Source organism: Candidatus Hydrogenedentota bacterium, assembly GCA_019637335.1.
GTDB lineage: Bacteria > Hydrogenedentota > Hydrogenedentia > Hydrogenedentales > JAEUWI01 > JAEUWI01.
In genome coordinates this window covers 882,733-895,238 of record JAHBVV010000001.1, presented here as the reverse complement: position 1 = coordinate 895,238, position 12,506 = coordinate 882,733, and the positions used below count along the sequence as shown (strand labels likewise).

The window sequence follows — 12,506 nt, the reverse complement described above, 5'->3', positions numbered from 1 at the left end:
ACCGTTGGCTGCGACGAGGGTGACTACTTCAGACGGCCAAACTGTTACGATAAAACAAATCCCGCGCCGGGAATCCGGAAGGGTGGAATAGTCCATGAGCAACGCCGATCCCGCCGTGCCCCTGCGCACGGTCAACGTAGAACTGGGCGAACGTGCCTACCCGATCCTGATCGGAAGCGATATCCTCGACCGCCTCCCGGAAATGGTCGCGCGCACCGGCGTGAAGGGCCGTCTGGGCATCGTGACCGACTCCAATGTCGGCCCGCTTTACGCCGATCGTGTCCGCACCCTGCTGGAGGACGCCGGTCACGGGGTGGACGTACACACGATGCCCGCCGGCGAACCGAACAAGCGCATGGCCGCCGTGGAAGCCATCTGCGGGACCTTCCTCGCCGGCGGTCTGGATCGCACCAGCCTCGTGCTCGCGCTCGGCGGCGGCGTCGTGGGCGATGTCGCCGGCTACGCGGCCGCCTCCTTCATGCGCGGCGTTCCGTTCATCCAAATCCCCACGACCATCGTGGCCCAGGTGGACTCGAGCGTTGGCGGCAAGACCGGCGTCAACCACCCGCTCGGCAAGAACACCATTGGCGCGTTCCACCAGCCGCTCGGCGTGCTCGTGGACATGGCGCTGCTGCAGACCCTGCCCGATCGCGAGCTACGCGCCGGCCTGGCGGAGGCCATCAAGCACGGCATCATTGCCGACGAAGACCTCTTCGCCTTCATGGAGCAAAATGCCGCCGCCATCCTCGCCATGGACCCCGAAGCCCTCGCCGTGCCGATTCTCCGCTCCTGCGAGATCAAGGCCGCGGTCGTCGCGGGGGACGAAAAGGAACACGGCGCCCGCGCAAACCTGAACTACGGCCATACCTTCGGCCACGCCATCGAGGCGGTGACCCGCTACGAGACCTTCCTTCACGGCGAGGCGATCGCCATCGGCATGGTGGCCGCCGGCGCCCTCTCCCGCGAGCTGGGGCTTGTGGACGACGCCTTTGTTGCGCGGCAGCGGGCGGTCTTCGAGGCCTACGGACTGCCGGTCGCCTGGCCGGAACTCCCGGCCGACGACGTCGTCCAGGCGATGCGCAAGGACAAGAAAGTCCGCGCGGGCACACTCAAGTTTATCGTGGCGGATCGCATCGGCCATGTGGTGCAGCGAACCGACATAACCGAGGCGCAGGTGCGCGCGGCGCTCGACGCCGTGAGCCGCGCGCCCGCATAAGGAAAACGGACCATGGTGTTTGGCGGCGAGACGGCGGAAAGCTACTACGACGAAGGCGTGACCGCCAGCATGCGCGGCGACGTGGCGCAGGCGGTGCAATATTTCGAGAAGGCGCTCCAGCTCGACCCCTACTACGTCGCCTGCTACCACCAGCTCGGGAGATGCAAGGTTCGCCAGGGCGCGCTCCAGGAGGCCGTGGAATGCTTCTACCGCGTGATCAAGGCGCGCCCCCACCTGATCCCGCCCCGCCTCGATCTCGCCTTCGCGCTCCTCGAAGGCGGCAACACGAAGCGCGCCGCGGAGGCCTTCGACGCCGTGGCGGCGGAGAAACCCGAGAATCCCCGCGCCATGCAGGGGCTCGCGGCCTGCGCCTTCGCCGAGGGCGACTGGGCGCGCGCCTGCGCCCTGGCCACCCAGGCGGTGAACCTCGGCGGCGCCAATTTCGCCACGCTCTACCTCCAGGCGCGCGCGGCCCGGCTCGCCGGGAATACCGTCCTGGCGGCGGAGGCCTTCGACGAGGCCGGCGCGTTGCTCGAAAAACTCGCCGAAAGTAATCCCGACCAGCCCGAGCCGTATTACCTGCGGGGCGAACTCCAGTTCGCCCGCCTCAATTTCGCCGCCGCGCTCGACGCCTACCAGGCCGCCGAAAACCGCATGGCCGACCGCACACACTACTACTCCTTCGGCGAACATTTCGACATCACGGACGTCCTGGAGAAGCGCGGAATGTGCCTGCTCCGCCTCGATCGCCTCGCCGACGCCCGGGCGCTCGGTCGGGAGATACGCGAGATCAAGCCCAGGAGCCGGATCGCCGCCGTACTCCTCGGCGAGGCGGGAGACGCGCCCGCGCCATGAGCGAGATCAACATCCAGCTCGTGCGGGAGTTTTTCGAGATCAACCGCTTCAGCGTGTTGACCCACTGGCCGCACCTGGACGTACGCGCGAGCGAAGCCGGATCCCTGCTCTTCGTCGAGCGCCTCGGCGAGGGGACCGGCGAAGCGCCGCCCTTCCTGCTCCACGGGCCCGACGCGCGCCTCATCGATCGCGCCGCCGTCGAAGTCCGCGCCTGGCACGCCGACAAGTTCTACCCCTCCGTAATAGAGTCCAGCCCGATCCTCGGCCACGTCGCCTCCGCCGAAGTCGCCGATCTTGCCCGGGGCGTCTTCGGAGCCGCCACCTTCGCCACCGTCCTGGTCATCTCCGAGCTACCCGCCTCCGCCGCCCCGCGCGCGCGCGCCCTGAGCCTGCTCGAAGCCCTCGGCATCGGCCACGTCATCGAATTCGGAACCCTGCTCGGCGCCCTCGCCTGGCAGCTCGGAAGCCACGGCAACTACGCCCCCTCCCAGACCTTGCAAACCCTCCGCTTGCTCAAGCGCTACGGCCTCCTCCGCCGCCAGCAACTCGAATTCGCCTTCCCCAGCGAGCCCCTCCTCCGAGAGCCCGCCCCACCCGTCGAGACCGATCTCCCCGCCCGGGAAAACGAAACCGACCCGCCCGACGACAGCGCGGAATAGCCTCGGATTCCACAGGGTAGCCTCTGGTCGCAACCGGTTGAATTTGAACCGCGAATGAACACAAATGAACGCGAATTGTGGCTCATCCGGTTTGAAGGTATATCGGCAACGATGACGGCAGATATGAGTCGATTGCCCGGTTCTCATTTCAGGGCGGCGATGCTATGAGCTGATAGAAGATTCCCTGGACCTTGTCTGTAGCGCAGACGGTACACTCGGCAGCAAAACTGGATGCCAGCGCATTCTTTCGGCCCGAAGGGCCAACGCAGTTTTCAGCCCCGGGCAACGCCCCATAAGCGTTAACTTAATTTGACCCGATTTTGGGCCGTCCGCTATACTCCCTCCAGGCCGATATCCTGGAAGGAGTGCTACGATGGAATCGCTTCCAAATGATGACCTTTCGAACTGGAAATTGCTCCTGGGCTTTCTGCCGGAGAACTGGGAGAGCTTGGGTCGTGAATCGGGAGCGTTGCTTCGTATGCGGGGCTTTCCCGATGCGGAGTGCCTGCTGCGCACGTTACTTGTCTACCTGGTGGAGGGCAGGTCTTTGAAGCATACCGCCCTTCGAGCCGAGAAGGCTGGCCTTACGTCGGTTTCCTCGGTGGCTATTTGGAAGCGATTGAAGCAATCTGGAGAGTGGTTTCGCCTTATGAATGAGGCCCTTCTTGGAGTGTGGTGCCGTCGCGAATGTCCGGAGGGACTTCTTGCCGGTCGCCGGATTCGGTTGGTGGATGGTACGACCGTCAGCGAGCCAGGCAAAACGGGAAGCTGCTGGCGCATACATTACTCGATAGATCTGGCCACGCTTCGGTGTGACTATGTGAGGATCTTTGAAAAGTCCAGCGGCGAAACATTCCGCCGCTTTGAGGTAACCCAGGGGGATGTGCTCATTGGAGATCGTGTCTATGCCAATCGCCCAGGGATCAGGCATGTGATTTCTCATGGGGGCGATGCGATCGTACGCCTCCCCTATTCGAATGTCCCACTGGCGAACGGCGCGGGTTCGCCCGTCGATATGTTGGCGCACTTGCGGACGCTGGATACGTGCGACATAGGCGAATGGCATTGGTGCATCCCGCCAGCGGATGACAACGACGAGGCCATTCCAGTGCGTGTATGCGCGGTCAAGAAGAGTGAGACAGCGGCGGAAATCGCGCGAAAGAAAATTCTCCGGACCGCCCAGAAAAGCAATTTCGAAGCCAGCCCCGAGGCGCTCGAAGCGGCAGGATACTTCATTGTCCTGACGACATTGCCGCAACGCGCCGCCCCCGCCGCGCAAGTTCTTGAGCTCTATAGGGGCCGATGGCAGATAGAGCTCGTGTTCAAGCGCCTCAAATCTATCCTCCATCTGGGCCACCTCCCCAAAAAAGAGCCCGATGGCGCGCGCGCCTGGCTTCAGGGAAAACTCTTCATCGCATCGCTTACCGAGACCCTCATCGCTGCCGGTGAGGATTTTTCCCCCTGGGGATACCTGCTTGGAATCGAGAAGAAGCCGCTGGCGGGAGACCGAATACATGTTTGAGCAGATTAAAGACGCCATACTGCCGCCCGCCGGGCTGCGGGATGCTCTTAGCAACTGGTACGCAATAACTGAGGCGCTTTCCGATACGCCCAGAAAGCGCAATCGCCAAACCGAAGCGCTGAAACCGCTCTTGGGGCAAGGAGCTTTTTAAGTTAACGCTTATGGGGCAACGCCCGGGGTTTGATCGGCGGGTTTCTTATACGCCCTGAAAGGGCAGCGCAGTTGAACTTCGGAAACCCTGGGCTGGCTCACCACTGCGCTGCCCTTTCAGGGCGGGGAAGGTGGTGTCCCCGTGTTCCCCGGGCGTTGCCCGGGGCTGGGAGCTGCACTGGCCCTTCGGGCCGAAAGACCAGTCGAAACGATTTCGCCAACAGAGGCTCCAACCGGCATACATTGGCGGTTCCGGATAATTCGGGCACGAAGAGACGCCTGTGAATAATCCCGTACGCTCAAACCGGATGAACGCGAATTGTATGGTGGTTCAAGGCGCGTCGATGATGAATGTAATGAACTCGGTATTCCCGTTCTTTCGGCCCGAAGGGCCAATGCAGCTTCGAGCCCTGGGCAACGCCCAGGGGAAGCGTGGTGCAGTTTTTATTCGCCCTGAAAGGGCAGCGCAGTTCAGCGCGGGAGCATAAACTCCGCCGCCCTTTCAGGGCTCACAGGAAGCCTATTCCGTTAACCCCGGGCGTTGCCCGGGGCTCGAAGCTGCCGTGCCCCTTCGGGGCAATTTCTAAAGCCATCGACGATAGATGGGGCCGAATTTCGAACCCGCATTTCGGCTGCATGATCGGTTTTGTATGAATGTATTACCGCTTTATTCTCCAATGAACTTGCTGAGAAAGAAAGAAAATGACGGATAGTAGTACAAATGGAAACGCCCCGCGTTCCGTCGCGGGGCGAATCCGGCTCTCAGGATAGGAAATCGTGACCTGGTTTACACGTGAATCTTCCGGCGCATCAGCATGGCGCTTCCCAGCGCGAGGAGGGTGACGCTGGCGGGCTCGGGTATCGGAATCAGCGGGTTGGACGTATCCGGCAGGCTATTCGACACGGCGTAACGCGGGGCGATGCCGAGTTCGATCGCGCCGCCCGCGCCAAGCGTCTTCGCGTGTGCACCCGCGGCGCTATGCTCCCCGTCGAGCCCGCGCAGGATTTCAAGCACACGCTCCGTCTCGTGGCCGGGACCCGGCGCGTGGGCGTGGGGCGGGCGCGTAAAAACGCCCGGCAGCTCCAGGGCGCGCGCGGGGTTGCCGGTCACGGAGTAGAGGGGAAACGCAAGCGCCGAATCGCTGGCCGCCGAAGACGGAAACAGGCGCTCCAGCGCCAATTGCGGGGCCGCGTGCGGCAAGGACGAAAGCGGCCCAAGATCCAGGTCCGTGTGATTCGCCGTGAGCGGATGGATGGGACTCGCCTCAGCGATCAGGGCCGGAACGGCAATCAGTAACAACGCCAATGGTAGTGCTCTGCGAAAACTTCCCCGTTTCATCCCATTTCCTCCTGCGTGGCCCGCGATCCGGGATCGCAGCCGTCAGGAGTGAATACGCATACATGGCGCCAGTTTTTTGACGATGCTGTAAATGTCTATTTCACAACGGTTTATTGGCCCACTTCGCCCAGGAAATGGGATAGAAAGGATCCAGTTTCTTCTATCTTGATAACTAAGATGTCAAAAATGAATAAAACTTGTTGCGCTCCACAGAGATCGATCAGGAGCTCAAACAGAGAAGACGGCTCCCGCACCCGGCGCGCGTCAGTCCGCCCGAAACCTGCCCTGCGGCGCGATGATCGCATCGCCCAGGGTGCTGTGGGTCACCCGCACGCGAAGCGGGGTGTGCGATTCCAGGCGGATCGTGTTCTCACCCGGTACGAGCACGGGTGTCGCGTCCAGCGGGTGGCGCGCGCGCAGTTCTCCCTGGACGTCGTAAATGGCCGCCTCCCCGCCGGGCGCCAGTTCCACGTAGTCGCCGCTGCGGAGCGCACCCGGGATCACGATCCGCGCCCCGTTCCGCTCCAGCGCGAGGTCATCGGCGGTCAGCTCCCGCACCGGCAGCGCCGCGATGGACCCGATCTCACAGCGCGCGCTGGCGCCCGGGGCGACGTTGTTGAGCCAGAGGTTCAATTGCGCGGTCTGGCCGTAGTTCATCCACACGATGTAATCCAGCAGCACGTCCATAAAGGGCACGCCATCCGTCCAGTCCGCGTGTCGCGCCGAAAACGGCCAGCCGAAGTCGCCCAGGCGCGCGGATTCCGGCTCGACGAGCTCGACGTAACGCCAGCCGGTGAAGTCGAGGTCCACGTAGTACTGCGCGCGCCCGTTCGCGGCGGCCTCCGACGCCTGCAATTGGAGGCAGAGCACCGCGCCGGATCCATCGCCGCGCACCCAGAGGCCGAAGCCGTGGTTGTGCAGGTTGCGCGGCGGATCGAAGCGCATCCCGACGCCGCCCCAGGAAGCGGCCCGCGGTGCGGTTTCGTTGCGCGCGGCCAGCGCAATGCCCGGCGCGGTTTCACCGGGCGCGGGTTCGCCCGCTTCCACCGTCACGGTGACGCCCTCGGCGGCCCGCGGCGCGCCGAACTGATCCAGCATGGCCCCGCTGGCCAGCACCTGCGCCCGCGCATCGTCGCGCGGGGCCAGGCCCGCGAGCATCTCCACGCGCACCCGCGGCGCTTGCGCGGCGTATGGATTGACCACGGTCCACGTGCTGGAGTCGGGGGACCAGGCGGTATGCGCCATCGTGTGGCGCGGCCGCGCGACCGTTGAATCCGGTTCGATAACAAAGGGAGCGCCCGACTCCCGCAATTGCGCCCGAATCGCGGCCGGAATCGCATTCGAAAGCCGAAGGTCCTCGTAGCGCCGGATGATTCCGCCCATTCGTCGAATGTTGGCGGAGGTCTCCCACGATTCCGGCGTAAAGCCCACGAGCAGCGAGAGGCTCGAATCCGCCGCCAGCGCGCGCGCGAGCAGGTGCTCGATATCCTCGGGGAAGGTGCGCTCCGGCTGGACGGGATGCCACGTGAAAACGCCGCTCCAGCCCAGATTCGACGGCATGAACACGCGGGCCGCCTCTTCATTCGCCCGCGCGTGGATGTCCGCAAGCCGCCGCATGCCGCGCGCCGGCACGTCCCAGGCGCCCATGCGCGACCGGAAACGCCACTGGTGGTGATCCATCATGCTCATCTCGAAAAGCGCGGGCCGGTCGAGCCGGGCGTTTAATTCCTCCACGAACTTGCCCGCGTAATGCCAGGCGTTCAGCCCGCCCGCCAGGAGATCCGCGCCGTCGAGCGCGTCGAGGTAGATCATCTCGAAACCGCAGTAGTTGTAGACCTCCGCCGTCCGCGCGGCGACCTCGGCAAGCAGCGTGCTGTCGCCGTCGGGCGCGAACAGGCCGAAGCATTCCTTCAGCCGCTCCACGCGCGCGCCGCGGGCGTGGGCCGTTGCCGTGGTCCCCAGCGCGCCCCGCTCGCATTGCGTGAAGCCGAAGGGCGCCGCCACGTTCGCGCCGGAAAAGACGATCAGCTCGTCCCCGATCCGCAGCGTCACGCTGTTGCGCACTTGGAAGCCGGTCACCGTCGATACCCCCGCCGTGGACTCCGCCACCGGGATGGTCCCGGCCATCGCGTCGATGTCGGCGTCGAGCGTGAACGCCTCCGCAACCGCCAGGCGCGGGTCCGGCGTCGGCGTCACCCAGCGCGCGTCCTTGGCGAAGTAGAACGCGTAGGTGTGCAGCCCCGCCGAGAGCCCCGCCGCGCGCATCTTATCCACCACGGCCTTCACGCCGTCCAGGCCATTCGGGTAGCGGTCCGGATTGGGCCGCAGATCGCCAAAGCGCATGGACTTGCCGGTGTGCAGATCGATCTGCTTCATGCCCAGTGCGCGGGCCAGCGCGATCCACGCCTCCACGTTGTCCTCCCCGATTTCGCCCTCGGTGTCAATCAGGTAGGAGCCGCGGGTGATCGGGGCGTCCAGCGCCCACGGCCCGCCGGCCTTGGAGTGGGGGAGGCCCTCCGCCTCGATGACGCGCTGCAGGGTCTCGCGCAGGGCCGCATGCGGCGCCGCAATCAACGCCGCGCGCGCGCCCGCAAACCCAAACTGCGGGAAACACGAAGCCAGCGGCGCCGCCATGGGCCCCGGCAGCTCGGGCACGCGGGTCTGCAGGTTCAACGCCAGCGCCGTCACGGCCACGTCCCCGACATCCCGCGCCGCCAGCGGCAGGTGGAGGAAGTTAAGCTGGTCGACCCCATCGCCCGCCACGGACACGACCTCCACCGACACATGGGTCGCGTGCGCCTCGGGACGAAGCACCACCGTAACCCCGGCATCGCCAAAGCCCACGCGCCACAGGCCGTCGCGCGCCGAAAGCGAAACAGACTCCCACGTCGCGCCGCCCTTCTGGACGGTGCACACCGGCGATCCCCCGCCCCCGGCCAGCAAATTGCGTCCGCTCGCCACGTCGATCAGCGCGGCGCTGCGCCCTGCCTCGGTGACTTCATAGCGAAGGAGCGGATTCTCCAGGACCGCGACCCCCGCGAACCCCACTTGGGAAAATATAGAAACGGTCAGGAGCAGGGAGAGAAAAACGAATCGGTTCCGCAAGGTATTCACGTCAGGCGCCTCATAGATCAATCAGGAACACGGGCCGGAGGAATAGGGCCATGCATTGAAGTCGCCATACAGTATCAAAACCGGGCTGCGTCACCCCATCCTCGCCACAACCACCTCACGCGTGCCACCACCCCACGCGTGCCACGCGATGGCGCCCCAGCGCCTTCGTGTGCCTGGAGCAACACGAACCCACCACCTCCATCAACACCACACACGAGCGGCTCACACCCCTATGAAGCCGGACATTCTGAGTGTCCCACCCCGTTTCGGCGCTCCGGACAGCACGATGCGCGCAAGTTTGCACATGGCGGCACTGTATCGCGGAAGCGTAAATTCAGGCTCATCTGGTGGAGCGTACGGGATTTTTCATAGCCGTTTCTCCGTGTCCCAATTATCCGGAACCGCCAATGTATGCCGGTAGAGGCCTCTGTTGGTGAAATCGTATCGACTGGTATTTCGGCCCGAAGGGCCAGTGCAGCTCCCAGCCCCGGGCAACGCCCGGGGAACACGGGGACACCACCTTCCCCACCCACAAAAGCCACCACGCGGGGGTACGTCCCGGCCCGAGTCACCCCGTCCACGCCCCCACCGCCCCACGCGTGCCACGGTCAAGCCCGCAAGGGCTTGCCCGTGCAATCCCACCGGGGCCGACATGCCAACACCACCACCAACACCACCACCACCACTACCACCCATCAACGGGTGTCTACCGAAATTTCCAGCGATTTGGTCTTTCCGCATTCAAGCTGGACCGCAACATGATGCGAGAAATTCTTCTCCCAAAAGAAAAACGCCGGGATAAAGACGTAAGTGGAGAGTCTCGCTTCCCCGGGTGGCAAATCCCGCACCAGGAATTCGCCCGTCGCGCGATTGGCGTCCGCGATATAGGTCACGTAAGGCTCGCCCTTCGATGTCAATACATCTATCCATACGACCGCGCTTTTTATACTTCCCCGAGATAACACCACCGTTCCCGCAAGGCTCGCGGAGCCACAAAGCCGGATCTCGTAGATCGTTGAAGGGTCGGGTTTATCGATATACATATACCCGCAGGCGTACGTAGGCGTATGCGTAGTTATCAGAAACGGCATATTCGCGGGATAGGTCTTTAGCACAAATTGCCCGGCGCCGTCTGTGAAGCAAACGGCCGCTCCGGCCGTGTCCCAGCCGCCGATTCCAATCGGGAGACGCCCAATCAGGATGGGGGCATCCGAAACACCCTCGCCATCCGGCCCAACAACGCGGCCCGTGATGCTTTCAACACGCTCAAGCGGTAAGACCGCCGGCCCTTCCTGTGCGGTTGCTCCAGGAACCACAAGAGATTTCAATTCGAATCCCTCGGATCGCACGAAAATCGTCTGCTCAATAGAATCATGCTTCACGTCTACAAAGTCAATGCCCTCGACTTTGTTCCACGCCGCGGGAGGCGCATAGTCAAAAGTAATTGTGCCGCTCCCCATAGGCTGTTCTGTACCCCACAACGTCCCATGCACGGGCCGACCCGGCTTCAGAGCGTACTCGAAGGGCGAGTCTACTGCGCTCTCGTCAACCGTGCGAACGTAAACCTGGACATATCCCGGCGGACCGTCACTACCAATATCGGCGCCGAGACTCAGCAGCAACGCAAAAGTAGTCGCGAAAATCATAGGAATACCTCACCAGAAAAAAAGAATGAGCCGCCTTTATCGCCTTTCCACAAGCCACTTCTCGCCCGAAGCGCACCACAAAACCCGCGTCCCGCCCCGACATTTCGAACGTCCCGACGCTGTCCATCGATACACCCTCTCTCACCACTCCGCCGCATTCCCGGAAACCGCCCTGCCCGCAACCTAACACAAGCGCGCCCGCCCGTCAATAGCCCGCCGCGCCTACCCCGGTGAGGCCATGCCGTGCTTCACCTCCCGCGTGTACTCCGAAAGGCTACAACCGGCCTGCTACCCCCCCCTTTTTGGCTTTTCGCGGTAGACTCATGGGCCGCGCTGGAACGGAATCTAATCGACGTATCGCATCACATTGCCATCCACTCTCGCCGTCGCCCCGGGGTCAACAAAGCCCTCCCCGCAGTCGATGCTCATGCTGGCTGGCCAAAACCTGCGGCGCTCCCGCTATCACGATACGAGCAAACCTGGGCGAGTAACTTTCATTAACAGTGGGCTCTCCCTATTTCTAGACATCTTCTCTATAGAAACGCTTCACGAAGTTCAGCATTCGGAAATCCATCGGTAACATCAACCAGCCGCACACCGTCCATAACAATTCCGTCAGGCTTGTAGCCTTGTAGACGTATACAGAAGAAAATCGCTGTCTCATCATCGCCAAGCAAGATATCCTTTTGTGGAATGTCGCTATCGCTCGCTCCGGTCTGACTCAAGATCCAATCGCCGGTGGAAACCGTACTCTGGTCATGTTTCCAGACCGCAATCTGCGATCCCTTTGAATTCAGTTCTTGCCAGTAGTCGCCTGCAAGAACACGTGATGCATAGTCATATTCATACGCAAGGCTCGGATCCAACGTACCGACCATGACTTCGAATGACCATTGCCCATCAAGATCGATTCCCTCATCCATTATCCGGTAACGTAGCGCGGGGCGATAGACTCGCCCTGGTGTTTGGGCAATAAAAAAACGGTACATTCCGCCCGCGGCTCCCCCCGAAGTAGAGCGAATCCGTTGAACACACCGTCCATACGTCTCCCATCCGACTCCGGACAACGAGCGTACTGTACGGGCTTCTTTCTCAATATCTGGATAGTCGAATTCCTCAAGCACAACCGATTCGCTCTGGGCCACCTCCCAGGCAGTCCAATTCGGGGCAATCCCGTTCGTAAACGGCCTATAGAAGTATTCAATCTGTTCCGACTTGTTAGCATAAATGTGCGACGCATTTGAGGGTACGTCTTCTTTTAGTCCGACCACGTAAACCGATCTGTACGAGCCATTTCCGGGCGGCTCGGCTGGAAGTGTGTGGAACGGCATGCCGGTAGAAACAACGCGAGGGCCCGAAACGACCTTCCCGTAGCCAATGTGGCTGGAAAACGCGACTTTCGTATATTCGCCTTCCTTTTCATGCCAGCGGAACGTATGCCGTTGCGACTCCGAATCAAACCCTGCGCTCAGGCTCCCAATCGGCGGTGGGATTCCGAGGCCGTTCTCCGTTCCGCCTAGAGCGTACTCGCCGGGGATTCCTCTCAACTCCAGACGAGGTTCTCTGAGCCAGTGCATGACGTAATTTTCCGGATCCCCTATATGGAGAGAGACCATGAACTTCGATATGGGATACTCTGCAACAAGTTCCCCAAGCCATCGCCCAATCTCTTGGGGCGATTGATCCGCTTTCGTCTCCATGGACACGGAGCATTGGTTCCCCGACGCCTTATTCACCAAAGTTAATGTCCCGCCGCTTGGGGGAGCCACGAATTCCAGAGTAGCCGAGACCGGAGCACGAATTATGTGTGACCGGCGGGCGCCCTCGGAAGCTTGCGAATGCGCTCCCGTTGTCAAAATCACAGTTGTGAACGCAACAACGGTTATGAGGGCGCTCGAAAACCTATATCGCCAGATAGTACCCACTATTAATATCCGCCATTCGTTTCAAGCAAAACCGCGCCAGGACCTATCGTCCGCATCTCAATATCCAAGCTGCCTGAATT

Annotated in this window: 9 protein-coding genes; 5 read left to right on the top strand and 4 right to left on the bottom strand. The window is 62.4% G+C overall.

Going from position 1 to position 12,506, the window contains the following annotated elements; all coding sequences use genetic code 11:
* Positions 1–121 precede the first annotated feature (121 nt).
* The 5 genes from aroB to KF886_03260 all read left to right on the top strand — a co-directional run bounded on the left by aroB (position 122) and on the right by KF886_03260 (position 4,403).
* On the top strand, positions 122–1,216 hold the full coding sequence (gene aroB / locus KF886_03280) for a 3-dehydroquinate synthase (GenBank protein MBX3176359.1): 1,095 nt from the start codon (positions 122–124) through the stop codon (positions 1,214–1,216).
* A 12-nt stretch (positions 1,217–1,228) separates the two neighbouring features.
* Positions 1,229–2,071, top strand: coding sequence for a tetratricopeptide repeat protein (locus tag KF886_03275; protein MBX3176358.1), 843 nt, complete (start codon positions 1,229–1,231; stop codon positions 2,069–2,071).
* Positions 2,068–2,730, top strand: coding sequence for a hypothetical protein (locus KF886_03270; GenBank protein MBX3176357.1), 663 nt, complete (start codon positions 2,068–2,070; stop codon positions 2,728–2,730). Before KF886_03275 ends, KF886_03270 begins: the two co-directional genes overlap by 4 nt.
* 373 nt (positions 2,731–3,103) lie before the next feature.
* The gene (locus KF886_03265) at positions 3,104–4,252 is read left to right on the top strand and encodes an IS4 family transposase (GenBank protein ID MBX3176356.1); all 1,149 of its coding nucleotides are present in this window, start codon (positions 3,104–3,106) and stop codon (positions 4,250–4,252) included.
* Complete coding sequence (locus tag KF886_03260; GenBank protein ID MBX3176355.1) at positions 4,245–4,403, top strand: hypothetical protein; 159 nt, start codon at positions 4,245–4,247, stop codon at positions 4,401–4,403. Before KF886_03265 ends, KF886_03260 begins: the two co-directional genes overlap by 8 nt.
* 786 nt (positions 4,404–5,189) lie before the next feature.
* On the opposite strand, the gene KF886_03255 is transcribed toward KF886_03260, so the two are convergent.
* From KF886_03255 to KF886_03240, 4 genes are all read right to left on the bottom strand, one after another.
* A complete protein-coding gene (locus KF886_03255; protein ID MBX3176354.1) occupies positions 5,190–5,741 on the bottom strand; it encodes a hypothetical protein in 552 nt (183 codons plus the stop codon).
* 264 nt (positions 5,742–6,005) lie between these two features.
* The gene (locus KF886_03250; protein ID MBX3176353.1) at positions 6,006–8,855 is read right to left on the bottom strand and encodes a hypothetical protein; all 2,850 of its coding nucleotides are present in this window, start codon (positions 8,853–8,855) and stop codon (positions 6,006–6,008) included.
* A gap of 695 nt (positions 8,856–9,550) precedes the next feature.
* Positions 9,551–10,501: a hypothetical protein gene (locus KF886_03245; protein ID MBX3176352.1), complete on the bottom strand. Its 951-nt coding sequence runs from the start codon at positions 10,499–10,501 to the stop codon at positions 9,551–9,553.
* Positions 10,502–11,034: 533 nt separating this feature from the next.
* A complete protein-coding gene (locus KF886_03240) occupies positions 11,035–12,207 on the bottom strand; it encodes a hypothetical protein (GenBank protein ID MBX3176351.1) in 1,173 nt (390 codons plus the stop codon).
* Between the last annotated feature and the right edge of the window lie 299 nt (positions 12,208–12,506).

Excerpts from the sequence above, each read along its gene's own strand:
- KF886_03275 (MBX3176358.1), top strand. The coding sequence starts at position 1,229 with ATGGTGTTTGGCGGCGAGACGGCGGAAAGCTACTACGACGAAGGCGTG.
- KF886_03270 (MBX3176357.1), top strand. The coding sequence starts at position 2,068 with ATGAGCGAGATCAACATCCAGCTCGTGCGGGAGTTTTTCGAGATCAAC.
- KF886_03265 (MBX3176356.1), top strand. The coding sequence starts at position 3,104 with ATGGAATCGCTTCCAAATGATGACCTTTCGAACTGGAAATTGCTCCTG.
- KF886_03260 (MBX3176355.1), top strand. The coding sequence starts at position 4,245 with ATGTTTGAGCAGATTAAAGACGCCATACTGCCGCCCGCCGGGCTGCGG.
- KF886_03255 (MBX3176354.1), bottom strand. The coding sequence starts at position 5,741 with ATGAAACGGGGAAGTTTTCGCAGAGCACTACCATTGGCGTTGTTACTG.
- KF886_03245 (MBX3176352.1), bottom strand. The coding sequence starts at position 10,501 with ATGATTTTCGCGACTACTTTTGCGTTGCTGCTGAGTCTCGGCGCCGAT.